General features: G+C 71.5%; 18 protein-coding genes. 12 read left to right on the top strand and 6 right to left on the bottom strand.

From position 1 onward, the window contains the following. Window positions 1-50 precede the first annotated feature (50 nt). Both JJJ14_RS12015 and JJJ14_RS12010 read left to right on the top strand, forming a co-directional pair. Complete coding sequence (locus tag JJJ14_RS12015; RefSeq protein ID WP_330831694.1) at window positions 51-1160, top strand: ABC transporter ATP-binding protein; 1110 nt, start codon at window positions 51-53, stop codon at window positions 1158-1160. Continuing rightward, on the top strand, window positions 1157-1900 hold the full coding sequence (locus tag JJJ14_RS12010) for an ABC transporter permease (protein WP_101559186.1): 744 nt from the start codon (window positions 1157-1159) through the stop codon (window positions 1898-1900). The genes JJJ14_RS12015 and JJJ14_RS12010 overlap by 4 nt, the downstream gene beginning before the upstream one ends. Before the next feature lie 115 nt (window positions 1901-2015). Here the strand turns inward: JJJ14_RS12010 and pulA are convergent, their stop codons facing one another. After that, the gene (pulA, locus tag JJJ14_RS12005) at window positions 2016-4913 is read right to left on the bottom strand and encodes a pullulanase-type alpha-1,6-glucosidase (RefSeq protein WP_201444264.1); all 2898 of its coding nucleotides are present in this window, start codon (window positions 4911-4913) and stop codon (window positions 2016-2018) included. A gap of 376 nt (window positions 4914-5289) precedes the next feature. On the opposite strand from pulA, the gene JJJ14_RS12000 reads away from it, so the two are divergent. Beyond that, window positions 5290-6678 carry an IS30 family transposase gene (locus JJJ14_RS12000; RefSeq protein WP_201444263.1) on the top strand — a complete coding sequence of 463 codons (1389 nt, stop codon included), beginning with the start codon at window positions 5290-5292 and terminating at the stop codon, window positions 6676-6678. Between the two features lie 136 nt (window positions 6679-6814). Here the strand turns inward: JJJ14_RS12000 and JJJ14_RS11995 are convergent, their stop codons facing one another. Beyond that, window positions 6815-9424 carry a (Fe-S)-binding protein gene (locus tag JJJ14_RS11995; protein WP_201444262.1) on the bottom strand — a complete coding sequence of 870 codons (2610 nt, stop codon included), beginning with the start codon at window positions 9422-9424 and terminating at the stop codon, window positions 6815-6817. 371 nt (window positions 9425-9795) lie between these two features. After that, complete coding sequence (locus JJJ14_RS11990) at window positions 9796-10113, bottom strand: DUF4235 domain-containing protein (RefSeq protein ID WP_070510195.1); 318 nt, start codon at window positions 10111-10113, stop codon at window positions 9796-9798. Between the two features lie 448 nt (window positions 10114-10561). On the opposite strand from JJJ14_RS11990, the gene JJJ14_RS11985 reads away from it, so the two are divergent. Next, window positions 10562-10879: a hypothetical protein gene (locus JJJ14_RS11985; protein WP_236592840.1), complete on the top strand. Its 318-nt coding sequence runs from the start codon at window positions 10562-10564 to the stop codon at window positions 10877-10879. A gap of 257 nt (window positions 10880-11136) precedes the next feature. Here JJJ14_RS11985 and JJJ14_RS11980 read toward each other — a convergent pair whose 3' ends face one another. The 3 genes from JJJ14_RS11980 to JJJ14_RS11970 form a co-directional block, all read right to left on the bottom strand. After that, on the bottom strand, window positions 11137-11502 hold the full coding sequence (locus tag JJJ14_RS11980) for a hypothetical protein (protein WP_003788709.1): 366 nt from the start codon (window positions 11500-11502) through the stop codon (window positions 11137-11139). Window positions 11503-11577: 75 nt separating this feature from the next. Continuing rightward, window positions 11578-12027 carry a TetR/AcrR family transcriptional regulator gene (locus JJJ14_RS11975; RefSeq protein WP_201444260.1) on the bottom strand — a complete coding sequence of 150 codons (450 nt, stop codon included), beginning with the start codon at window positions 12025-12027 and terminating at the stop codon, window positions 11578-11580. 78 nt (window positions 12028-12105) lie between these two features. After that, a complete protein-coding gene (locus tag JJJ14_RS11970; protein ID WP_201444259.1) occupies window positions 12106-13173 on the bottom strand; it encodes a YdcF family protein in 1068 nt (355 codons plus the stop codon). 679 nt (window positions 13174-13852) lie between these two features. Between JJJ14_RS11970 and JJJ14_RS11965 the strand changes: the two genes are divergently transcribed. From JJJ14_RS11965 to JJJ14_RS11930, 8 genes are all read left to right on the top strand, one after another. Next, complete coding sequence (locus JJJ14_RS11965; RefSeq protein WP_201444258.1) at window positions 13853-14950, top strand: thiamine ABC transporter substrate-binding protein; 1098 nt, start codon at window positions 13853-13855, stop codon at window positions 14948-14950. Then, the gene (locus JJJ14_RS11960) at window positions 14950-17031 is read left to right on the top strand and encodes an ABC transporter permease (RefSeq protein WP_236592839.1); all 2082 of its coding nucleotides are present in this window, start codon (window positions 14950-14952) and stop codon (window positions 17029-17031) included. Before JJJ14_RS11965 ends, JJJ14_RS11960 begins: the two co-directional genes overlap by 1 nt. After that, window positions 17028-18158 carry an ABC transporter ATP-binding protein gene (locus JJJ14_RS11955; protein ID WP_201444257.1) on the top strand — a complete coding sequence of 377 codons (1131 nt, stop codon included), beginning with the start codon at window positions 17028-17030 and terminating at the stop codon, window positions 18156-18158. The genes JJJ14_RS11960 and JJJ14_RS11955 overlap by 4 nt, the downstream gene beginning before the upstream one ends. A gap of 536 nt (window positions 18159-18694) precedes the next feature. Beyond that, a complete protein-coding gene (locus JJJ14_RS11950; RefSeq protein ID WP_040322109.1) occupies window positions 18695-19750 on the top strand; it encodes a hypothetical protein in 1056 nt (351 codons plus the stop codon). 161 nt (window positions 19751-19911) lie between these two features. Then, on the top strand, window positions 19912-20403 hold the full coding sequence (locus JJJ14_RS11945; RefSeq protein ID WP_201444256.1) for a hypothetical protein: 492 nt from the start codon (window positions 19912-19914) through the stop codon (window positions 20401-20403). A gap of 123 nt (window positions 20404-20526) precedes the next feature. Continuing rightward, window positions 20527-20967, top strand: coding sequence for a YbjN domain-containing protein (locus JJJ14_RS11940; protein ID WP_201444255.1), 441 nt, complete (start codon window positions 20527-20529; stop codon window positions 20965-20967). After that, on the top strand, window positions 20967-21818 hold the full coding sequence (locus JJJ14_RS11935; RefSeq protein WP_201444254.1) for a hypothetical protein: 852 nt from the start codon (window positions 20967-20969) through the stop codon (window positions 21816-21818). The genes JJJ14_RS11940 and JJJ14_RS11935 overlap by 1 nt, the downstream gene beginning before the upstream one ends. A gap of 390 nt (window positions 21819-22208) precedes the next feature. After that, window positions 22209-25244, top strand: coding sequence for a hypothetical protein (locus tag JJJ14_RS11930; RefSeq protein WP_201444253.1), 3036 nt, complete (start codon window positions 22209-22211; stop codon window positions 25242-25244). The last annotated feature ends 16 nt before the right edge of the window (window positions 25245-25260 follow it).

Below are 25260 nucleotides of genomic sequence, written 5' to 3'. Positions count from 1 at the left end.
TAAAGGAGGAACGGCCTGGGACGGAAAGCAGGAATCCATAGGGCTTGTCGATGCGGGACTCTGATGTCATCACACAGATCGACGGCGCACCGCCGTCGCCGAGTAGAGGAGAGACAAGCATGACTATTGTCCTCGATCATCCAAGTCCGGCCCCCTCTCGGTCGGTGGACTCCCCGGAGAGTCCGCCCCGGGCCTCAACCCACCGCAGGGCGAACACTGCTCCCGTCGGTGTCTCCAAGACCGCCTCGGAGGTTGCCGCAGCACCGGTGATCGTCCGTGGTGTGCGTCAGTCGTATGGGGGGCGTGAGGTACTCAGGGGAGTGGATCTTGTTGTGGAGCGGGGTTCGTTCCACGGCGTGATCGGCCCTAACGGTGCCGGTAAGACCACCCTGGTGGAGATTGTTCAGGGGGTTCGTCGGTGCGAGGCCGGCAGCGTGCAGCTGCTGGGGCAGGCACCGCTGCCCAGGGACCCGCATCTCCTGGCGCGGGTCGGGATTCAGCCGCAGGCCACGGCGTTCTTCACACGGGCCACCGTGTGGGAGCACCTGTCGACGGTGGCCTCGATCTTCGGAGCCTCAGCCGCCCGCGCCGAGCAGCTGGTCGAGCTCATGGGACTGGGGCACGTGCTCAAGTCGCGTGTGGAGAAGCTCTCGGGTGGGGAGCGCCAGAAGCTGGCGGTGGCCTCAGCGATGGTGCATCGCCCGGAGGTGCTGTTCCTGGATGAGCCGACGGCGGCTCTGGACGCCACGGCGCGCCACGACCTCGTGGGGCTGCTGGGATCGGTACGTGAAGAGGGAACGACGGTGGTCTACACGACTCACTACCTGGAGGAGGCTGAGCGCCTATGTGACGTGGTCAGCGTTCTCGATGGGGGTCGAGTCGTGGCCACGGGGTCGCCGTCGTCGCTGGTGGCGGGTACCGGCGGTGGTGCATCGGTGCTGCTGCCCAGTGCCGGTGGCTTCCTGGACGTGGTCCGGGGACTGGGTCCGGTTACCAGTGCTGAGCTGGGGGCCGATGGCCTCACGGCCCATGTGAGTGACGTGGGTGAGGCGTTTGCGGCCTTCAACGCGGCGGGTGTGCCGGTCGGGGGAGCGCAGGTGCATGGCCCGACGCTGGAGGATGCGTTCATTGAGCTGACTGGAAAGGAGTACGCATCATGATCGCCTACAAGACACTGACCGCCTCACTGGCACGCACCTGCATGCGTGACCCCGTGACCCTGTTCTTCTCGTTCGTCTTCCCGCCGGTGCTGCTCCTGGCTCTCGGTATCGGCATGGGAGACCTGCCTGGAATGAACGGACACACCCTCATCGACACCATTGGCCCCAATGTCATGGGCTTCGGTATTGCCTTCGTGGGTATGTTCGCCGGTGCCATGAACATCGCCGAGTGGCGCGAGAAGGGCGTCATGCGCGTCCTGCGCAGTGCTCCGATGAGTGTCGGCTCGATCCTCGGATCAGCCCTGACCGTCGCCATTGTCACCGCGCTCATCCAGGCCGTCCTCGTCGTCGGCGTCGGGCTCATCCCCGCGGTGGGTGTCAACCTGTCCACCTGGGCGGCGCTGTCAGTCGTGCCGGTGTTCCTGGGGACGCTCTTCTTCTACTCCCTGGGCGTGCTCGTGGGGCTGGCGGTGCCAACCGTCTCCGCCGTGTCCCTCGTCGTCACGATGGTGGTTGTGCCCATGGGCTTCGCCTCCGGTGCGATGATGCCGGTGGAGGTCCTGCCGAACTGGGTGCAGACGCTCTCGGACTTCCTTCCGCTGACCTATCTGCTCGACTCCCTGCGCTGGTCACTCACCGGGGTGGCCGAGATGAAGGACGCGCTGATCGGCTGCGGGATCACCGCCGCTGCTGGACTGGCCCTCTTCCTGACCGCCACCCGACTCATGCGCTGGAAGTGATACGCACGCTCCATCCGGATCGCTCGGATGAACCGCCGGTGGGCCACATCGCACCTGCGAGGTGGCCCACCGATCCGCGTCCGCGCCCTCGCCGCCCGGGAACGAGCGCGCCGCCTCAGCGGCTCTGGGGCTGTACCAGGACGGCCACGGTGCGCGCCGGCACGGAGATCGTCCCGCTGGCGCGGTCGAAGCCGGTGCGACGCACCACCTCATCGGCCCCCTCGGACTGGATGGGGCAGAGGCGGAAGTCCCGGCCCGCCAGCTCGGGCAGCGACTGAGTGAGCGTCTGCCCCGAGGCGTTGAAGACCACCAGGACGGCGTCGAGCTCGGGGTCCACGTCGCTCCCGCCCCGGGTGTCGTCGATGAGCATGACGATCACTCCCGCCGGCGCCCCGAAGCCCGCCCCCGGGAAGCTCAGCTTGTCCTGGATGAGGCGGGCCGAGCCCAGGCTGAACAGCGGCGTCGAGGCGCGCAGCCGCAGCAGATCCAGGGCCTGGGAGCGGGCCGCCGCGATCTCCTCGGGCGAGGGCCGCAGCCAGTCGTCCTGCAGCAGCGGCCCCTGGATCGCCCAGGAGCCCTCGTTGCGGCTGGCCGGCGGCAGACCCCGCCCGAAACCGTTGGACTGCCCCGTGAAGTCGATGGTGTTGAACCAGTCCCCCGAGTTGTAGGAGTCCCGGTCCAGCGACTTGCTGCGCAGCAGCTCAGTGCCTGCGCTCCAGAAGGCCGGCGACTGCGCCAGCGCCACCGTGGCCAGGCACACCGTGTTCATGCGCACCCGCTCGGCCACCGGCATGCCCTGGGGCAGCTTGTAGGCCAGCAGGTCGTAGAGCGTCTCGTTGTCGTGGGCGTCGACGTAGTTGACGTTCTCCTGGGGGTGGGAGGCGAAGGCCGCCGGCGCCCCGTTGTGGATGAGGTCGATGCCACGGCGCACCGACCCGTCCGAGATCGTCATGACGTAGTCCTTGAGGTTGCCCGCCAGACCTAGGCGCACCAGGTCGGTGCGGTGGGCCAGGTCCGCCGACTGCTCGTGCCAGCCTCGATGGTCCAGGCCGCTGGGCTGCGTGAGCAGGCCGGTGCCGAAGCCCTGGAAGACGCGGTGGTCGGAGTCGAAGGCGCCCCCGCCATGGACGGCGTCACGCAGACGGTCGTTGAAGGCACCGATCCCGGTGCCGTCGAGCTGACCCTGGGTGGCCTGCACGAACAGGGCGTTGCCTGCGACCTCCCCGAAGTTCCAGCCCTCCCCGTACAGGTAGATGGAGCGGCCGTCGACGCCGTCGGCCTCCAGCGTCAGCTCGTCCAGGGCCGCCCGCACCTGCTCCATGACGGCTCGCGGGTGGTGGCCCATGAGGTCGAAGCGGAAGCCGTCGACCCGGTACCAGCGCGCCCAGCGCACCACCGAGTCGACCATGAGGCGCGCGCACAGGGCGTTCTCCGTGGCCGTGTTGGCGCAGCAGGTCGAGCTCGTCACCTGCCCGACGGCGTCGAGACGGTGGTAGTAGCCCGGCACCACCCGGTCCAGGACGCTGCGCGGGTCCTGCCCGCAGGCGGCCGTGTGGTTGTAGACCTGGTCCAGGACCACCTGGAGGCCCAGGTCGTGCAGGGCCCCCACCATCTCGCGGAACTCGACGACGCGCGCCCCGCCATCCTGGTGGCCCTCGGTCGCGTAGGAGCCCTCGGGGGTGCCCCAGTGGAGCGGGTCGTAGCCCCAGTTGTAGGCGTCGTGGTCGGCCACCTCCGCGATGGCCGCCTGCTGGTCGGCCGAGGCCGGGTGCGCGCCGTCGGGGATGTCGGGGTGGCGCTGGGAGCCGCGGTGCTCAGGGATGGTGGCGATGTCGAAGGTGGGCAGCAGGTGGATCGTGTTCATGCCGGCCCGGGCCAGCTCGGCCAGGTGGCGCACGCCCGCTGAGCCCACCACCGTGAAGGCCCGGTAGGTGCCGCGCAGCTCGGGCGGGACGGTGCCGTCGGCGGCGGAGAAGTCCCGCAGGTGGAGCTCGTAGATGCTGCGGGCCGAGTCGTTGCGGACCGCCGGCGCCCGGGTAGTGGCCCACTGCTCGGGGGCCAGGCGCGGGTCGGCCAGGTCGACGGCGACCGAGCGGGTCGAGTCCGTTGTCAGCGCCGTCGAGTAGGGGTCGGTGACGACGTTGGTCTCCACGCGTCGAGTGCTGGGTACGTAGACCCGCACTTCCCACAGGTACTGGCAGCCGGCACTGATGGGGGCAGCGGGGGCGCTCGAGGCGGCGTCGGCCGGGGAATCGGGGCGGTTGGCGACGACCCAGCGGCCGTCGCCGGCGCGCACCGCCGGGGTGCGTCGCGGCGGGCCGGGGACCTCCGGCACCGAGCCCAGCGGGTCGCCGGTCTCCCAGGTCAGGAGGGTGACGGCCTGTGCGGTGGGTGCCCACAGGGCGAAGGAGGGTAGGCCGCCGGAGAAGGTGACGCCCAGCTCGGCGCGGGTGGCGGCCTCGGCATAGAGGTGGTCCAGGAGGATGGCGGTCTGCACCCCGGTGAAGGCGTCGAGGCGGGCGCCACTGACGTCGGCGTCCTCGGTGGGGTCCGGGAGCCCGACGTACTGGGCGATGGCGACCTGGCCGGTCAGGGCGGAGGCGACGGCAGCGTCGTCGAGCAGGGGGGTGCCGGCGGCGTCGGTCGCACTCAGGGCGATGTAGCCCTCCAGGTGGGGGTGTGCGGCGAGGACCTCGTCGGGAAGGTTCCCGACGATGCGCAGCGGCGTGACCGTCGGGGCGGGCATGCCGTCCGCGCCCAGGATCCGGCCGTGGATGGCTGCGGTGCCGCCGTCGGGCGCCGTGATGAGACGCAGGGCGAGGCCGGAGCCGGGGAGGGGGTCGCCGGCGTCGGTGACGACAACCTCGCGGTCCATCCCCCGGGGCAGCAGCGACAGCGGCCACGCCAGGATGGTGGGGGTGACCCAGTAGGCGCGCTGCTCCTCACTGCCGGCCACGGGTGGGAGGGCCGTGGTGGTGTCGAGTGTGCAGGTGAGCGTGTAGGTGAAGGTCATGGGGTGTGTCCTCCCGAGTGGAGGCGCCGTGGTGGGACGCCGCCGGTCCTGCCGGTCGTGTCGCGGGCGGCCCCGTGTGCGGGGGTCGGCAGTGGGACCGCGCACCTCGTAGTCTCCCCCGGGTGGAGGGGCCATGTCAGCCCGATGGTGGGAATTGTCCTGCCCGGCGGGCGGTGTGTAGCTCTCCGGCGTTCCGTCATCGTGTACGTACTGCCCCGGCCCGGGGCATTCGACGCGTGCGGGGCCGTTTCGCGCGGCCGGTGACATTTCTCTGCGGTCGGGTGCGGTTCGCGCGTTTGGGGACGGTGGGGTCTGGTGGTGGATGCACCACTCGTGGGAGGGGTGTTTTGTGTCTGGTACTGGGGTTGGTCAGGATGTGCGTCGTGATGCGGTGGCGCGGGTGGTGGCTGGTGAGTCGGCCTCGGCGGTGGGTCGGGTTCTGGGGTACCGGCGTGGGACGGTGAGCCGGTGGTGCCAGGCGGCGGGGGTGGAGCTGGTGCGCGGCCCCAAGGGTGGCACGCTCGAGGCTGACCAGGCCAGACGCGCCAAGGTCGTTCAGGCCGTCCTGGCCGGAGCGTCCCTGACCCGGGCGGGAGCCGAGGCCGGGGTGACTCGGGACACCGCCAGGCGGTACTGGCACGATCAGGCTATGGAGGACGCAGCAACAGCATCAAGACGCTCGTCAGGACGCTTAACGGGGCGGCGGGGGCGTGAGGGCTGGTCGGCGTCGGCCTGCGCCGGGCGGGTCGGGCGCGGGCAGCGCGTCAGCGACGCCGAGCGGGTCCTGATCGCTCAGGGCCGGGCCCGCGGGGAGTCGGCCGCCGCCATCGCCCGCATTCTGGGGCGGTGCCGTCAGACCGTCTCACGAGAGATCACCCGCAACACCGGCCCTGACGGGGTCTACCGGGCCCCAGGGGCCTCAGCTGCGGCCCAGGAGCGCCTGGCCCGCCCCAAGACCAGGAGGCTCGACGCCGATCCCGTCCTGCGCGCCGAGGTGGTGGCCCTGCTCGAGGACGGGGCCAGCCCCCGCCAGATCAGCGCGCGCCTGCGCTGGGCCCACCCCGACAATGAGTCCATGCGCATATCCCATGAGCAGATCTACCAGGCCCTCTACGTCCAGGGCGCCGGGAGCCTGCGCCAGCAGCTGCGGGTGGACAAGGCCCTGCGCTCAGGACGCACCCGGCGCCTGCCCCGCTCACCACTGGCCGGCCTGCCCCGCAGATCAAGGCGTCCCTGGATCGAAGGAGCCCAGATCAGTGTGCGCCCGCCCCAGGCCGCCGACCGGGCCGTGCCAGGGCACTGGGAGGGCGACCTGGTCATCGGCGCCGGCGGGCGCAGCGCCCTGATCACCCTGGTGGAGCGCACCAGCCGCTTCGTGCTCATACACCGCCTGGGCGCCGGCCACGACTCCCAGACCGTCACCACCGCCTTGCAGACCATGGTCGCTGACCTGCCCCGAGCCGTAAGGGCCTCGATCACCTGGGACCAGGGAAGCGAGATGGCCCGGCACGCCGACTTCACCGCCGCCACCGACATCCCGGTCTACTTCGCCGACCCCCACAGCCCCTGGCAGCGCCCCACCAACGAGAACACCAACCGCCTGATCCGCGAGTACCTCCCCAAAGGCACCAGCTTCACCGACGTCACCGACACCCAGGTCCAAGCCATCCAGGACCGCCTCAACCGCCGACCCCGCATCGTCTTGAACGGACAGACCCCAACTGAGAAACTCAACGACATCATCAACGGTGCAAACACCACCTGACCCCACCGACCGGAATCCTGTCCCCGCACGCGCAAGATGTCCCCGGCCGGAGGGGAATGTCCCCCCACCGCGTGTGATGTCCCCAGTGGGAGGGGAATGCCCCCAGCTGAGCTGACGGGGTGAGGCCGACGTCCGCCTACTCCCCGCCGCGGCGCACGGCCTCCAGCATGAGGGTGGCCACGTCCGTGACCCGCACGTCGGCGCCCTCGGAGGCGACGCCGTCGGAGAGCATCGTGGTGCAGAAGGGGCAGGCCGTGGCGATGACCTGCGCGCCGGTGCCGATGGCCTCGCGCGAGCGCTCGACGGCGATGCGCGTCCCGATGGTCTCCTCCATGAAGGCGCGCGCCCCGCCGCCGCCGCAGCAGAATCCCCGCTCGCGGCTGCGCGGCATCTCCACCGTGGTCGCGCCGGTTGCCTCCAGCAGCTCGCGCGGCGGGGAGTAGACCTGGTTGTGGCGGCCCAGGTAGCAGGCGTCGTGGTAGGTGACCGTCGGGATGACCGGCTCGCCCGTTGCCTTGCTGGCGGTCTCCCCGCCCGACGGTACCGCTGGGGCCTCGGCCTGCGGCTCGGCGGCCTCGGAGCTCGGCGTCGGGGTGTCCCCGGTCGGTGAGCCCCCGTCCTGCCCGGTGGCGGGTGCCGGCGTGGCCGGGGCGGCGGAGGCCGATGGGGGGACGGAGGCAGATGAGGTATCGGGCGCCGTCGAACCACCCGCGGCCTGCGGCGGCGCCGGACGCAGCCGGCCCTCGCGCACGAGCCGGTTGAGCAGCTGGGTGTAGTGGACGACCTCGTAGCGGCCCCCGATCTGCGGGTACTCCCGCGAGATCGTGTTGAAGCAGTGCGCGCAGGTCACCACGATCCTCTGCGCCCCGACCTCACCCAGGGTCTCCACGTTCTGCGCGGCGAGCATCTGGTAGAGGATCTCGTTGCCGGCGCGCCGGGCCGGGTCGCCGGTGCAGGTCTCGGCGTCGCCCAGCACCGCGAAGCTCACCCCCGCGGTGTGCAGCAGCTCGGCCACCGCCCGCGTCGTCTTCTTGGCCCGGTCCTCATAGGCGCCCGCGCAACCCACCCAGAACAGGTAGTCGACGTCCGCGGCGCTCTCGACGTCGTCGCCGATGACCGGCACCTCGAAGTCCAGGTTCTTGGCCCAGTCCATGCGCTTGCGTGCCGGCAGCCCCCACGGGTTCCCCTTGGACTCCATCTTGCGGAACATGCCGCCGAGCTCCTTGGGGAAGGCCGACTCCATGAGCACCTGCTGGCGGCGCACATCGACGACGTGGTCGACGTGCTCGATGTCCACCGGGCACTGGTCCACGCAGGCCCCGCAGGTGGTGCAGGCCCACAGGACGTCGGCGGGGATGACCTCCCCGGCCAGGGGCGCCGGCCGCGTGGCCACACCCGTCTCGGTGGGGGCCGCCTTGGCCGCCAGCAGTGCGCCGAGCACGTCGCCGGTGTGTGCGGTGCCCGGCTCCAGGCCCAGGTTCGTCTCGCGCGCCAGCCCGTCATGCATGCCCAGCGCCTTGCCGACCAGCCCGCCGGAGGTGGGGCGGGAGGCCACCATCTCCTCGGTGACGTCGTCGGGCTCGACCCCCAGGGCGCTCGCGGCCCGCAGGTAGGGGGCGGCCGCCGCGTGGTGATCGCGCAGCGCCATGACGAACAGCTTGGGGGACAGGGGCTTGCCGGTGTTCCACGCCGGGCACAGGTCCTGGCAGCGGCCGCACTCGGTGCAGGTGGAGAAGTCCAGCAGGCCCTTCCAGGTGAAGTCCTCGATGCGGCCCACGCCCAGGCGCACCTCGGGGCCCTCGCCGGAGTCGGCGGCCTCCATGGCCTCCTCCAGCGTGTCCATGGTGGCCTCAGTCAGGGGCTCGTCGCCGACCATGAGCGGCTGGAGCGGGCCCAGCGCCTTGGAGCCGTCCACCTCGCGGCGCGCGTAGACGTTGAGGATCGCCAGGAACCGGTGCCAGGCCACGCCCATCGAGGGCTGCAGGCCCACGACGACGAACCAGGTCATCGACAGCACCACCTTGATGGTGGCGACGACGAGGATCGCGTTGGCCAGGGCGCCGGCGCTCGCGGGGGCGAGCAGCGGGCCGGTCCATGCCGTCAGGGGGAAATGTGTCCAGGAGGCCAGGGCCCGCTGCGCCGGGTCGGGGGAAGCGGCCAGGTGGGCGTGCTCCAGCATCCGCAGCGCCAGCACGCAGGCGACCACGCCGATGATGGTGGCCTCGACGAACTTCGCCTGGGCCGACGTCGAGCCGGCGAAGCGGGAGGTGCGCGGGCGCTTACCGCCGTCGGAGTCCGGGGCGTAGGGCGGGGCGGCCCGGCCGGCCCGGGTCAGGCGCCAGCGCAGGATGGTCAGCCCCACGATCCCGAAGGTGGACAGCCAGGCGATGATCTCGACGATCCAGGCCCACCAGGCGGCGTGGCCGATGAGCGGCAGCGCGAAGTCGGGACCGCCCAGCACCTGCCCGTAGCCGGCCACGAGCGTGAGGAACAGCAGGGGGAAGGAGACCATGACCAGCCAGTGGGCGGCCTTGATGAAGGGACGGCCCTTGAAGGCGGTGTGGCCCACGAGCGCCCCCAGCGTGAGCGCCAGGCGCCGGCCGACCGGGCGCAGGCGCTCCGGTGCGGTCGCGCGGCCCACGGCCATGCGGGCGCCAATAGTGCAACAGGCGCGTGCGAAAACTGCGATACCGATCGTCGTGGCGATGACGACGATGACGACACAGGCGATCTGCACGGCACTCATCGGGGCGGGTTTCCTCAGGTCTCCGAAGGCAAAGGCGGAAGCGCTGGGAGGTGGCCGGTGGCGCCCCGGAGGGTCGCCTGCGCGGCACACCGTTGGCGCTTCCCGTCAGCCTACCCGTGGGTCTGCGGGGAGCTGGAAGAGGCAGGTGAGGCGCGGTAGAGGAAAAGTGTCACGATTGGCGACTTTTCGGGGCGCGGCCGGCGGCCGCGAGCTAAGCCGGATCCTCGGAGACTGGCTCTGACCTGCGCAGACGCCGTGGTGCCGAGTGTGCGGAGGGTCTTTGCGAACGGTGTGCCGGCGGGAAAAGTCGCCAATCGTGACACGTAGCCACCAAAAAGTGCCGGCCCCGCGATGGGGCCGGCACGGAGTCCTCAGGCGCTGATGGCGCGCATCGCGTAGGGGGAGTCGGGGCGGCGGGCGCTGTACCACTTGGCGGCCTGGCGCAGCCCGAGCTCACGCACCAGGGTGACGGTGGCCCCGGAGATGATGGCGAAGGTGACGATTTCAGCCAGCTTGTAGTTGAGGAGCTGGTCCTCCTCGCGCGGGGCGGGCTTGCCGGAGATGGCTCGCCAGCCGAGCGCGACGACCTTCTCAGCCACGAACCCGGAGGCCAGCGTGGCCACGGCCGCGGTCGCCTTCCACATGAAGTCGGTGGTCTGGTCGATCTCGGCGGGGTCCTGTGCGCTCATGAGTCCTCCTTGCGCCCGGGCCGGGCGGTGTCGTGGGTGCCTGCGTGCTGGCGGCGGACCGATGGTGTCGGCCCGTTCTGTCCCGATCATGCCGTACCCGGGCCGACGCCGCAGCCAGTCCGGGCCCGCGTGGCGCCAACCGCCGGGCCCGGGTGGGAGGGATTCTCGTGGCGCTAGGCGCTTGAACGAGCAGGGCAGATGGCATCAATGCATTGGATTGTTAAGACGTTTCAGGGGGAGCCTAAGTGGTTCCCAGAAAACTGAGTGGCAGGTGCCTTGTACTCGTCAGTTTGCCCTGTTACCTTCCTTTGTGAGGTGTTGGAAATTTCCTGATCCTCCTTGAATGGCCAGGATGTCCAGGGGGCTCCGGTTGGTGGACTCGCCTGCTGAAGAGTAGGCGCTGCGCTTGCTTGATGGGGGTGCATGAATGCTGCGAGAGAACAGTGGTGTGAGTGCCCTGCTGACGTATGTCATCGTCATTGTTTTCGCAGTGCTCTTTGTTGCCGTTAACTGGTCGGGTTCGGGAAGAGTGTTGTCACTGGCCTCCGCTGCTGTCATTGCCTGCGCGTTGCTGGCGCTTCACTCAAAGTCCTTCGCTGCGGCTGTCGGTGCCGCGCTTCTCCTCGTGCCGCTGCCCTTGATAGCGGTGTGGACGAACGCCGGCTCAGCGGCGGGCGTCATCGGGCCGCTGGTTCTGCTGGTCGGAGTCGCCTGCTGGCGAACCTGGAGGTCCTCAAAGAAGGTGGGGCTGAAGCAATCTGGTTGAGTCACTCGGCTGGAGGTGGCCTACCCCTTCGTGTGTGAGCGTGTCGGAGTGCGTGGCACCTCCTGATCTGACGGCGCAGTCAGTGCCCGCCCGCGTGGCGCCAACCGCCGGGCCCGGGCGTTCGTACCGTGCGCCGCGCGTTCGGGGGTCAGGGCTTGGAGCAGCGCCCTGCTCCACGAACGCGCGGGAGAGTGATGGGTGTCGTGGTGTGTGTTGCCGAGCCCCTGCCTGGATGCGGCAGCGGCTCAGGCCTGGGCTCACGCCTGGGCTGGGCGGATGGCGGCGTTGATCTGTGCGGCCAAGCCTGCGGGGTCGTCGACCGTGAGGTAGAGGTGCGTGAAACGCTCGTCCTCCAGGGTGACGACCAGGGTGTTCTCGTAACCGGAGATGTTCCAGAACTGCGCGGTGCCCTCGGCGTGGAAGGTCCCGGAGAGCTTGCTGCCGGCCTGCAGGCCGGGCCCGCGCCAGCCCTTGGGCTCGTGGCGCAGGCCGGGGTCATGCGTGGCGCCGCGTACGTGCGCGAGCGGGATCTCCAGCCGGGAGGTGTAGGACCACATCTTGTCCAGCCCGTGCGGCTCAACGCTCAAGGTGGTGTCGGTGATGGTGACGGTGTTGCGACTCATGATGTCTGCTCCTCTCATGGGCAGGTCGGTTGGGTGGAAGTGAGCTGGTGGTCTGGCAGGTGGGGGCGGGGTGGGCTATGTCGGCGGTGAGGCCGATGCCGTCGGGGCTGACGCGGCCGAGCTCGACGTCGTAATGCCGGCCCGCTCCAGCAGACGTCGGCCCAGCGCCTCGGCGGTGATGCCCGCCCGGTTCAAGGCGACCTCGAGGGGCTCGCGCACGGCCGGGTCCCCGGGGGCGATCTCCATGAGTGCCACGAGGATCAGGTCGAGCCCCTCGCGTCCCGCCCCTGCGGCGTCGGTGGAATCGTCGGGGGTGGCTGCAGTGCTCAGAGCGGCCAGCGCCTCGGTGAGGCAGCGCTGGAAGAGCCCGTCCTTGGAGCCGAAGACCCCGTAGAGGCTGGCGCGATTGACGCCGGTGGCCCGAACCAGATCGTCCACAGAGGCTCCCGCGAAACCGCGCTCGGCGAAGACCGCCGTGGCGGAGCCGATGGCCTCACTCTCGATGAAGGTACGTCGTCGTCCCATGAATCCAGAATAGACGTTCTGGAATGGGCAGTCAAGAACAACCGTTCTGAAATTCTTGGGCGGGAAAGGCTGCCTCCCTCAGCCGATATGCCCCGTCTGCGCGCCGAGGACCAGCAGCGCGTACAGCACGGCGAAGACCCCGGCGATACCAGCGCAGGCCAGGGCGGGGCGGCGCCGGTAGGTCAGCACGGCGACGTACTCACGCAGCCAGGCGTTGACAATGTAGAACCAGGCCGTGCGCGCCGGCTCCACCGCCCACGGCACCCCCATGTCGGAGGCCAGGATCGCGGTGCGCACCGCGTGGAAGGAGCTCGTCACCAGCAGCACCTGCGGGTCGACGATGCCGCGCTCGGCCAGCAGGTCGCGCGTGTAGGAGATGTTCGTGCGGGTCGTCGTCGAGCGGTCCTCCAGGAGGATCAGCTCAGGCGGGACGCCGCGGGCGATCGCGTAGTCGGCCATGGCGCGCGCCTCGCTGACCGGCTCGTCGGCGCCCTGTCCGCCGCTCATGACCAGCAGCGGCACCCCGGGGCGCAGGGCCTCCTCATCGCGCCAGGCCTCGATGCCTCCGGCGATCCGCGAGCCCAGCAGCGGGCCGACCTTCCCGTTGATGAGCCCGGCGCCATGGACCACGACGACGTCGGGGTGCGGCATGGCCCGGCGCCCGCCCCAGATCCGCTGCACCGCCGTCTGGCCCAAGAAGATGAGAAGGAAGACGCCCAGGTAGGCGCAGGCGCAGAACATGAGCGCGGCAACCAGCAGGGCCCAGGGGTTGGCGGTGGCCACGAGGGCGACCGCGGCCATCGGCGTGGCGATGAGTCCCAGGCCGGCCGCCAGGCACAGCAGGTTGCTCAGGCGCCGGCCCTCGCGGCGGATGAGGACGACGCCGTTGAACATGAGCAGGAACGGCATGAGGGCGATGAGCAGGAAGAAGGCGACACTGCCCAGACCCACCGGGATCGTGAGGACGGGGATGAGGGAGGCCAGGTGGAGCAGTGCTCTCACCGTAGCGCCGACCAGGAGCAGGAACAGGAGTCCGTTGCGAAGCCGGCGGTTGTCGCGGCGCCGCGAGAGCCTGAGGAGCCCCCACCACAGCGCCAGGGCGGCGACGTCGACCAGCGGAGCGGGGAGGAACCAGGGGGTGCTCATGGGGCGGCTTCCTCTCGTGGTGCAGGGGGTGGGTTTGTCCTGGGTGCGGGGAAGGCGGGGCCTTCCCGGCATGGCACGGGACGGTGGGTGCTGATGGGGCGGCGCTCATCATAGAACCGGGGCCAGCTGGTGCCGCCTCGCGCTCATATGAGCAGGTTAGGAGGCGGCTGCCGGTGGGTGTGAGCGTCGTTGGGACGATTCGTGGGAGCCGGCCCTCCACCCTACGGACGACGGCGTGCGCCCCGACTCCTCCCTGGGGGGAGGTGGTCGGACCGGCCGGGTACCGGCCGTCGGACCCGCGCGGTCGTACCGTAGGTCGCGCTGTCGAGGGTTAAAGGTACGACCGTGAGGATTACCCTACGATCACGCGGAAAGGCGATGGCGCGGGAAGGCGAACGCGCGGGGGCCGCGGCAGAGCTCGGGTGTGCCGCGCGGGCCGGATGGAGTTGGTGTCAACGGACGCCCTCGAACTACAGTTGACCTGCAACGACAGGGGAGCGCCCCGTCGTCGGCCCGGCTGCCACTGGCCAACGGGCCGCCGCCGACGGCGCTGAGAGTGCGGAAGCCCGCAGACCCTCGAACCTGCTCCGGTTAGTACCGGCGAAGGAAGTCGAGACCATCTCCCCGGCGCGCCGCAGATGGTCGCCGGGCCCTCCGGAGAACCATCCAGGAGGCACACATGAGCATCCAGTCCACCCACCGCCCCGGCCGGCCCCGCCCGGCCCTCAGCCGCCGCGCCCTGCTCGCCGGAACCGCCGCCGGCGCCGTCGGCCTGAGCCTGGCCGCCTGCGGAAAGAGCAAGAAGGCCGGCTCCCAGGGCGACTCCAAGACCGTCACCGTCGTCACCCACGACTCCTTCCACGTCTCGGAGAACCTCCAGAAGGCCTTCACCTCCGAGACCGGCTACACCCTCAAGATCGCCACCTCCGGGGACGCCGGTGCCCTGGTCAACAAGCTCGTCCTGACCAAGGACGCCCCCCTGGGCGACGCCGTCTTCGGCATCGACAACACCTACGCCACCCGCGCCCTCGACCAGGGCGTCATCGACACCTCCGCCACCGTCACCCTCCCCAAGGGCGCCGAGAGCTACGTCGTCGCCGACACCCCGGCCCTGGCGCCCATCGACGTCGGCGACGTCTGCCTCAACATCGACACCGGCTACTTCACCGGCAAGGGCCTGACGCCCCCCGCCACCTTCGAGGACCTCACCAAGCCCGAGTACAAGGGCCTGCTCGTGGCCATCAACCCCACGAACTCCTCGCCCGGCATGGCCTGGCTGCTGGCCACCATCGGCCACTTCGGCGCCGGCTCCTTCGCCGGCTACTGGAAGCAGCTCATGGCCAACGGCGCCCGGATCGCCGAGGACTGGAGCGCCGCCTACGAGACCGACTTCTCCGGCAGCGGCAAGGGCACCTACCCCATCGTCGTGTCCTACGCCTCCTCGCCCTCCTTCACGGTCTCCAAGGACAAGAGCTCCAGTACCACCTCCGCCCTGCTGGACACCGCCTTCCGCCAGATCGAGTACGCCGGAGTCCTCAAGGGCGCCGCCAACCCCGAGGGCGGCAAGGCCTTCGTGACGTGGATGCTCTCCAAGGCCGTCCAGGAGGACATCCCCGGCCAGATGTACATGTACCCGGTCCTGCCCGACGCCGCCCTGCCCGAGGCCCTCACCAAGTTCGGCCAGCTGTCGAAGTCGCCGGTGAAGGTCGACCCCAAGGAGATCACCACCCACCGCGAGGAGTGGCTGAACACCTGGACCGAGGCCGTCGGCAAGTGATGGCGCCGGGCGAGAAGACCCCAGGAGCCGACGCCGCGCGAGCCGACGCCGGAGCCTCCCGGAACGCTGAGCCCGCCGGGACGCCCCGCCGGGCTCGGGCGGTGGCCGGGGTGCAGGGCTCAGCAGAGGTCTCGGGAGGCGGTCCGGTCCGGCCCGCCGCCGGAGCCTCCCCGGTGACAGCGGCGCCGGGGGTGAGGCTGACGTCGGGGCAGGCAGTCCGACCGGCCGGGGGTGACGCGGCTGCCCGGCGCGCCGGCGGCCCCCGGCCCGGTTGGGGCGAGCGGGCCGGCTGGACCCTGGCCGTCGTCGGCCCGCTGGCCTTCCTGGCGGTCTTCTTCGCCTGGCCCGTGGCCACGCTCATGGGCCGTGGCCTCGCCCCCGACGGCGCCCTGGACCTGAGCGGCTTCGGCGAGGTCCTGGCCCGCGAGCGCACCTGGCGGATCCTCACGCAGACCCTCACCCAGGCGGTACTCGGCACCGCCGTGTGCGTGGCCCTCGGCATCCCCGGTGCCCTCGTCCTCTACCGGCGCGCCTTCCCCGGCCGCGACCTGCTGCGCGGGGTGGTGACCGTGCCCTTCGTGCTGCCCAGCGTCGTCGTCGGCGTCGCCTTCCACGCCCTGGTCACCCGCGGAGGGCCCCTGGAGGCCCTGAACCTGGACGGGACGCTGACCGCGGTCGTGGCCGCGCTGGCCTTCTTCAACTACGGGCTCGTGGTGCGCACCGTGGGCACCATGTGGTCGCGGCTCGACCCGCGCGCCGTGGAGGCCGCCCGGGCGCTGGGGGCCTCGCCGATGCGGGCCTTCGCCACCGTCACCCTGCCCGCGCTGGCCCCCGCCATCGCCTCGGCCGCCTCCCTGACCTTCCTGTTCTGCGCCACCGCCTACGGGGTGGTGCTCGTGCTCGGCGGGGTGGGGATCGGCACCATCGAGACCGAGATCTACCGGCTGACCACCCAGTACCTCGACCTGCGGGGCGCCGCCGTCCTGTCGGTCGTCCAGCTCGGCGTCATCGCCCTGGCCCTGTGGGTGGCCGAGCGGGCGCGCGCCGCCACCCAGACGCGCCTGCGCCTGCGCACCGAGGTACCTGCTCCACGGCTGCGGGCCGCCGACACCCCCGCGCTCGCGGTCACCGCGGCCACGGTCGGGGGGCTGCTGGTGGCGCCGATGGCGGTGCTGGTGGCGCGCTCCCTGCAGCGCGACGGCGCCTGGACCCTGGCGAACTACACCGACCTGGGCTCGACCGGCGGGCGCAGCGCCCTGCTCGTGACCGTGTGGGAGGCGGCCGCCAACTCGGTGGCCGTGGCCGTGGCGGCTGCGGCCATCGCCCTGAGCCTGGGGGTGGCGGTGTGCCTGGTGGTCTCGCGCCGCCCGCGTAGCCGGGCGCTGACCCGGGTCATCACCGGGCTCGACGCCGCCTTCATGCTGCCGCTGGGCGTCTCCGCCGTGACGGTCGGTTTCGGCTTCCTCATCACCCTGGCGCGCCCGCCGCTGGCCCTGACCCGCTCCTGGTGGATCCTCCCGCTGGCGCAGGCCGTCGTGGCCGTGCCGCTCGTGGTGCGCACCCTGCTGCCGGCACTGCGTGCCATCGACCCGCGTCAGCGCGAGGCGGCCGCCGCCCTGGGGGCCGGGCCCGGCCGGGTGCTGGCGACCGTGGATGGTCCCCAGCTGCTGCGCGCCGGCGGGCTGGCGGCCGGCTTCGCCCTGGCGACGTCGCTGGGGGAGTTCGGGGCGACGTCGTTCCTGGCCCGCCCCCAGGAGCCGACCCTGCCGGTGGTCGTCTACCGGCTCATCGGCAGCCCCGGCTCGCAGAACCAGGGGATGGCGCTGGCCGGGGGTGTCGTCCTGGCGGTGGGCAGCGCCGCCGTCATGCTCGGCTGTGAGTGGCTCCAGACCCGGCTCGGTCCCGGGCGGGGCGGGAGCGCGGGCGCGACGTCGAGGCCGGGTGGGGCGTCGGCGCATCGATCCGCCCCGCAGCGCGCAACCTCCGTGGACGCCGGCCGGCATGCGGCGGGCACGACGGGCGGAAACAACGAGACGGCCCGGTCGCGCGGGCCCAGGACGGATGGAGGCGAGCGGCCATGAGCCCGACTGCCAGTGACACCAGTGCTTCTGCGGGTCTGTCCGTGCGCGGGCTCGCCGTGACCTACGGGGACCTGTGCGCCGTCGACGGCGTCGACCTGGAGGTGGCCGCCGGGGAGGTCGTCGCCCTCCTGGGGGCCTCGGGCTCGGGCAAGTCCTCCCTGCTGCGCGCGGTGGCCGGCCTTGAGGACGTGGCCGCCGGCGAGGTCGCCTGGGACGGGCGGAGCATGGTGCGCGTGCCCGTCCACAAGCGCGGCTTCGGCCTCATGTTCCAGGACGGCCAGCTCTTCGAGCACCGCGACGTCGGCAGCAATATCGCCTACGGGCTCACCGGCCTGCCGCGCGCCCAGCGGGGTGAGCGGGTGCGCGAGATGCTTGAGCTCGTCGGTCTGCCCGGATTCGAGCGGCGGCGTGTGACGACCCTGTCCGGCGGGCAGGCCCAGCGGGTGGCCCTGGCCCGGGCGCTCGCCCCGGCGCCGAGGTTGCTGCTGCTCGACGAGCCCCTGTCTGCCCTGGACCGGGCCCTGCGCGAGCAGCTGGCCACTGATGTGCGCACCATCCTGCGTCGGGGCGGCACGACGGCGCTCTACGTCACCCACGACCAGGACGAGGCCATGACCGTGGCCGACCGGGTCGGCGTTATGGAGGCCGGCCGCCTCCTGCGCCTGGACACGCCCCAGCGCCTGTGGGCCGACCCTGCCAGCCGCAAGGTGGCGCGGTTCCTGGGCTTCGACGTTGTCGGCGACCTCGCCCTCGCCCCCGGCGCGCTGCGCGTAGTGGAGGCCGCGGCGGGGAAGCCAGGGGAGCCGGACGGGCCTGCGCAGACGGAGATACCGGCGACACCGGGGACACCGGGGACGCTGCCGGCCACCGTGCTGGCCTCGCGGCTGCGTCGTGGCCAGTGGGAGGCCGAGGTCGAGCTCGACCCCGAGAGGCTCACCGCCCTGGCAGGGCCGGACGGGTCGGCGGGACCGGCCGGGCCGGCTGAGCCGTCCGGCGTCGAGGCTGATGCGGCGGCGGATCGTGAGCCGGTCCGTGCTGCCCGTGCTACCGCCCTGACCCGGCGCCCCCACGCTCCCGGGACGCGCGTCACCCTGTACCTCGACCCCGCCCGCACCGCCCGGCTGTAAAACACCGGTGCGCCGCCGCCGGACCCGTCATCGCGGTCGTGCCTTATGCCTCGAGGTCGAGGGTTAAGGGCACGATCTCGCGACCTACCCTACGACCGCGCGGTTAAAGGCCGTTGGGCCACCTGCCGATCACGGAAAGGTCTCGCTGCGCGTCCCAGCAGGGCGGATTGCGCCCGCAGTGACGCCGTGATCCTTGTCACTTGCTAGCGTTTCCCGGCTCGCCCCGGGACGGCCTCCACCAGGACTTTTCTCCCGTGTGGCGCCGCCGTTGTGGGCGGGCGAGAAGCCATAGCGTCGGAGGAATGGCAAGGGGGAGTCCTGCCCGGATGTCGAGCCTGGCGATGCCAAAAGATCACGAACAGGTCGCAGTTGAAGTCTCCAGTTGAGTAGCATCCACAGTGCTGGCAGCCGTGGGCGCCTCTGCGCTGGGCTCGTGCGTCGGCGTTGTCGCCGGCCCCGGGGTCGCGTGTCTCCCTCCTCGGCAATCGGCGCCTTCCTCAGTGATAATCCCGATCCTCCACCGCAAGGAGCCTGACATGTCCGCCTACGTCCGCTACTACCGGCGGCTTCAGGCACTCACTCAGCGCCTGAGCACCTACCTGGACCGGTTGGAGGCTCGCGCCCGGGAGTTCGGCGTCAGCTCGGCCCGCACCGCGATGGAGATGCAGATCACCGACCCGGCCTCCGTCTCAGCCTTCCGCTCGGAGGTCGAGGCCCAGATCATGTTCCTGCACACCAAGGCCCAGCGGGTCTTCGCCAAGCACTTCGCCCCCTTCCTGGACATCGACGCCGACCTGTCCATTGACGAGGACCGTCAGCTCTCCGCCCGCCTCCAGGACGCGGCCAACCTCGTGGGCAGCTTCGAGGTGCGCCTTCGCAACATCATCGAGGAGGTCTTCGCCCCCGGCCGCGCCGAGCAGGCCCGCGAGGAGTGGAACCGCGCCATGACCGACTGGCGCCAGGCCCAGTTCTCCTTCACCTGCGACAAGTGCGGCGACCCGGTGCCGCTGCCCGAGCTCTACCACATGCCGGTGTTCATCACCTGCCCGCGCTGCAAGTCGCGCGTGGCCTTCCAGCCCACCGAGGCCATGGCGGCCGCGCCCACCTGGGCCAAGGAGGTCGCCAAGACCACCTGCTACGCCGAGTGGCAGAAGTCCGAGTCGGAGCAGGCCGCCGAGGAGGGGGTGGGCCTGGCCTTCTTCTACTACGTCGACTACGCCATCGCCCACCACCTCATGATGAACCGGCTGCTGCCCTTCTACGTGCGCTCCCAGGGCGGCCAGGAGGCCCTGCGCCGCGACGTGCGCAAGGCGCTGGAGACCCGCACCCACCAGCTGCGCCCCGACGAGGTCTCCCCCCAGTACCACGCCATGGAGTACGTCAACTTCATGGGCGGCCTGGGCCGCTCGGCCCAGATCCTGGGCCAGGAGGGCCTTGAGGACCGCCGCGAGCTCATCCTGCAGACGGTGCGCGACATCATGCGCCCCGACGACCCGCTGGCCCGCTCCATCCTGGACAACACCTTCACCGAGGAGCTGTGGAGCCAGCAGGCCCATGCCGCCGACCAGCTCTCCTGCGAGGTGCCCCGCTAGCGTTCCCACCCGCCGTCCGCCCGGCCTGGCACACAGGCGGCGCGCAGACGGCTCGAGCCCGACGGCGCATCGCGCGACTCCTTCGTCGTCCCGTCGGCCTGTCAGCTCTTCGTCCCCCGGGCGGCCCGACGCCGCTCGGAACCGTTCCCGAAAGGACCACCATGGTCGGCTTCCGCAAGAAGTCCCAAGACAGCGCCTCCTTCTCCCGGTCATCCGGTGCCAAGGCGGACGGGAGAGCGGGGGCCGCCTCCTCGGGTGCTGCTCAGCGCTCCCGCACCGGGCGCACCGAGCCCATCGCGCGCGCAGGCCAAGGGCGACGCAGCCCGGCCGCCGGCCGCCGCGGATACAAGGCCTCCGAGCAGATGGACTCACGCTGCCTGACCCTGGCCGAGTCGGCCTCCGGCGTCCTGGGCCGCTCCCTGGACCAGGCGCTGGCACGACTCCCGGAGGGTCCCGGCGCCCCTGCCGCCTCCCGGGGCCCCGCCGGACCGGCGGGCGCAGCGGGCCCGGCTACCGGGAACCGCCCCGACGCCGTCGGTGCCCCGCGCTCGACTAGGGGCCGGGGGGCTTCAGCGGGTAGCGTGCGCAGCACACAGGCCGGCGCCGGCCAGGTCGACACGGTCGCGGACATCGCCTCCGACATCGAGTTCTGACGGCCCGCCCTGCGCCTGAACCGGCCCCGAGCCGGCTCATCAGCTGCGCGCCGCACCCCCAAGCGGCGCCATCCGCACCGAATCCGCATCATGTCCCGCACCGGGTAGGAGGCGAGAGATCCCATGAGCGCCCAACCGGCTCTGACCCTGGACCGGGTCGAGACCTGGCTGTCCCAGCACGACATCACCGCCGGCCCCGAGGAGGACGGCGCCGTCTTCATGGGCTTCCCGGGCTGCGACATCGGCGTCTACCTGCATGACGAGGAGGACGCCCTCGTCGTGGCCGGCATGTGGCGCGGGCGCCCGGCGGCCGAGCGCCTCGACGAGATGCGCGCCTTCATCGATGCCCAGCACCGCTCCACCTACGGCCCGGACCTGGCCGTCACCCCCGCCCACGACCCCGGCCACCTCCTGCTGAGCACTCAGATGGTGGCCTATGTTGGCGCGGGCATGAGCCAGGCCCAGCTCGACGCCTTCATGGACATGGGCCTGGGCATGACCCGCGCCTTCTTCTCCACGGTGGAGGAGCGCTTCCCCGAGCTCGTTACCTGGGAGGAGGACTGATGGCCTGGTGGAATCAGCCGGAGAGGTCGGTGACCCCGACCGTGACCCTCAGGCGGCTCGCCGCCTGGATGGCCGAGCGCGGCCACCGCTACGACCTCGACCTGTCCGAGGGTGTGGTGCACTTCTCGGTGGCCGGATTCGACTACGTGCTCATGGTGGTCGACCGGCGGATCCTCGCCGTGCGCGCCCACCACCGGCTCGCCGCCACCCGGCCGGGCTCCGCGGAGCTCTCCCGGGTGCGCGCCGTGGCCCAGGAGGTCTCCAGCGGCCGGCTCATCCCCGCCTTCTACACCGAGGTCGACGACGCCGGCCTGAGCCTGTGCGCCGAGGTCCTCACCAACATCGGGGCCGGGCTCGACGACGCCCAGCTGGCCGGCACCCTGGACTTCACCCTCGACGGCGTCGATCAGGCCCTGCGCGAGGTCCTCGACCTTCTGGCCGCCCAGGACGCCGCTGCCGACAGCTGGCCCGACGTCGGGCCGGAGGCTGAGGGCGCGCCCCGGGTCGAGAGCGGGCCTGATACCGTCGGTGAGATCGACACTGAGGGAGAGGACGGCGGGGCGACCGTGATCGCCCTGCCCGAGGCGCCCCGGCCCGCCCGGGCCGCAGAGACCGTCGGCACTGCTGAGGTCGCGGGAGGAGGGCCCACGCAGGTGAGCCAGCAGGCTCCTGCGGTGGCGACGCAAGGCGCGGCTGCCGGCATGGCTGCCGACACAGCTGCCGGCATGGCCGATGCGACGGTGGAGATGGCCGCCGTCGTCGACGGGCCGGGCCCCGCAGCCCCGGGTGATGCTGAGGGCGGAACCGGGTCTGAGACAACCGACACCCCCAAGCCCCTGCTCGTGTCCTAGCGCTCGCCGGCCTCGCCGACGCGGTGCGGTGGCATCCGTTGGAAATACTGGAGTGACGGGCGCCGGCGTCGGAGTGGGCGGTCCTGGGGTCGACCGGTGCGGTCGGAGGGTACCCACCTCCGACATGCCCCGCGGCCGAGTTGCCGCTGGCCGTTGCAGTAGCGGATTCTATAACTGTTCGGTAACACTGGATGTCGGACAACCGCCCTCTGGACGAAAGGAGCACGAGATGCCCATGCCGCCGTTCACCGGTGAGCGGTGCGGGATGACGCTCCACCCACGGCATCCCTGGGGTCGGCGGAGCGCATTCCGTGCGTTCTTGCAGCACACGGTGGAAGCCTTCGCCTCATGACGGTGCAACGTCAGGCTCCGCCCGGAAGGACAGACTCCATGACCACACGCGAAGACATCCTCGAGCGTCTGGCCTACGCCGATGCCCTCGGCCACGGCCCCCAGACCTCGGCCCTCATCGCGGAGGCCGTCAGCTGGGCGGACGCACTGGGCGACGAGGACCTGCGGATCGCCACCCGGCTGGCCCTGACCGAGGCCTACCAGCAGGGCAACGAGGCGTGGAAGGCGCTGGCACCCTTCTCGTGGAACCTCGGCCGCTACCAGCGCCGCCCCGAGGCCTTCGACGACGCCCAGGTGCGCACCCTGCACTGGCACTTCAAGTGGGCGGTGGCCGTGGCGGGCGCCAACCCCAGGGTCTCCAAGGACAAGGTGCGCCAGCTCGAGGCCAGCCTCGAGGAGTTCTACCGCTCCGGGGGCGCCTCCATGCACGTCGTCCACGGTGAGCGCGCCTCTGTCGCCGGCCTGCTGGGCCTCGAGGAGGAGGCCGCCGAGGAGCTGGCCGCCTGGCGGGCCACCCACCGCGACGAGAACGCCGACTGCGAGGGCTGTGACCCCATGCGTCAGGTCGCCTTCGCCTACCGCACCGAGGCCTGGGAACTGGCCGTGGCCACCGCCGTGCCCGTGCTGACCGGCGCCGTCAGCTGCTCCGTGCAGCCCCAGACCACGCAGTCCCTCGTGCTGCTGCCCCTGCTGGCCTCCGGCCGGCCCCGGGCGGCCTGGGAGGCGCACCTGCGCTCCTACCGGGAGATCCGCCGCAACCCCAAGGCCCTCATCTCCCTGGCCTACCACCTGGAGTACCTGGCCCTCGTGGGGCGGGTGGACCGGGGCCTGGAGCTCCTGCGCCGCCACCTGTCCTGGCTGGCCCAGGCCGAGTCCGCCTACGTGCTGCTGTCGGCCCTGCGCGGCATGAGCCTGGTGCTGCGCGAGGCCGAGCGGGCCGGCCGCGGCGAGGAGGCCCTCGGCGTCGAGGTCCCGGCCGCCGACCTGTGGTACCCGCTGCCGGGACTGGAGGCCTCCACCACCATCTCGCGCGTCTACGCCGAGATGACCGGCTGGGCCCGGCGCCTGGCCCAGCAGTTCGACTTGCGCAACGGCAACTCCACCATCTCCGACCACCTGGAGCGCTCCCTGGCCCGGGCGGCCTTCGACGCCGCCCCCGGCGCGGTCCACGGGCTGGGCGTGGAGGTCGACCTCCTGGAGCCCTCCGAGGAGCTGCCCGAGGCGGCCCAGACGAGCCTGACCGTGGACGAGGACGGCGCCGCACCTGACGTCGCCTCCCTCCTGGGCCTCGTGGCCGACGACAACGGCCTGGTTCAGGAGCACGCGCCCCGCACGACGTCGTCGAGCCAGGAAGCGGCCGGCCGACGAGCCCGCGCCGCCACCAGCCACCAGAGCGGCGACGCGCCCTTCCCCCTGGTGGACCTCGTGCGGCCCCGGCCGGTGCGCAACGGCGAGGAGGCGGTGCGTCGCTACGTCGACCACCGCCGCACCATCGGCTCCTCGACGATGGACTACTGGTACGTCGTCGACCAGGTGGCCACGCGCGACCTGCTGCCCCCGCGCGGCGAGGAGATCCCGGGACTGGAGTACCACACGGGACTGCTGCGGGCCGCCGCCATGACCTGCCGCACCGAGATGGATGAGGCCATCGCCGAGCGCCTGCGGATCCGCCCCCTCGTCGAGCTGGCCTTCGGGCCGCTGGGCGCCTACTACGTGGACCTGCTCAACCTCGACAACGAGATCACCGCCGACTCCATCGCCGAGCTATCCCAGGACGCCGTGCGCGATGAGCGCCTGCAGCGGGCCACCTCCCTCATCGGGCAGATCGAGGCCCAGGTCGAGGACCTGGTGTCCACCGAGCTGCTCGACCCCGGGGGCACCGATGCCCTCGTTCTGGCCGCCGACGCCCTGCTCGTGGGGGCCTCGGTCCTCACCGACCTGCATGCCAAGGACGAGGCGCTCGGGGCGATTCAGGTCGTCGCCCGCGCCGCTGAGGCCGTCCCCGAGGACCGGCATGCCGAGCGGATGGAGGACATCCTCGACATGGCGCGCGCTGAGGTCCTGGCCGAGTGCGGCGACGTCTACAACGGCTGCCTGCTGGCCGAGGAGGTCATGCGCCGCCACGAGAAGGTCTCCCCGGTCCTGGCCGCCCGCGGTCGGCGCCTGCTGGGCATCTCCTCGATGGAGGTGGGCCAGTTCGACGAGGCCATCGCCCAGTTCCGCGAGCAGGCCAACATCATGCTGGCCGCCGGCATCACCCTCTACGCCGTGGCCTCCCTGCTGTCCCTGGGCTCGGCGCTGGAGGCCTCCGAGCGCTACCTGGAGAGCGCCGAGGTCCTGGAGTCCGCGCTGTCCCTGGCCCAGCGCACCGGGGCCAAGAGCATCGCCCTGTACCTGCACCGGCTCCTGGCCCAGACCGGCATGGCCATGGGTGAGGAGGAGAGCGTCGCCGAGCACTCGCTGGCCGCCGCCCGCATCCTGCAGGAGCAGGGGCGCCGGGCGCTGGCGGGGGAATACCTCTCGCACGCGGCGATGGCCGCCTCCAACCTCAAGGACAATGTGGGCGCAGCCGGCCTGTTCCGCCAGGCCGCCGACCTGGAGGACACCCGCACCGACCAGGGCTGCCTGGACCGGGGGCGGGCGCTGCGCCGCTCGGCGCGGGCGCTGGTGGATGACCTCACCCTGCCTATGGCCCGGGGGAGGCTCGACGAGGCCCGCCAGATCATGGAGGAGGCCCGTCAGGCCTTCGCCGGCGTGGCCGACACCGAGGGCTACTCCTCGGCCTGGGAGATCGGCGACTGGCACGACGACATGGCCTGGATCCTGTGGCGCACCGGCCAGAACTGGCAGGCCGTCCAGCACTGCGAGTCCGCCTACGACGGCTACATGGACACCGAGGACCGCGACTCGGCCTCGCGGGCCCTGTGCATGCTGGCCCGCCTGCACGCCGAGCGTGGCGAGCGCGACGAGGCCCTGGCCGCCTGCGCCCGTGTGCGCGACCTGCTGGGTGAGCCGCACTGGGACGGGCATGACGCCCTGGAGTTCGTGGCCTCCGTGGAGGAGACGCTGCGCTGACGTGTGGCGCGGGCTC

The organism is Actinomyces sp. HMT 175, assembly GCF_016694895.1.
GTDB lineage: Bacteria > Actinomycetota > Actinomycetes > Actinomycetales > Actinomycetaceae > Actinomyces > Actinomyces oris.
Note: the sequence above shows the minus strand (reverse complement) of the source record. Positions and strands in the feature narration are given on the sequence as shown.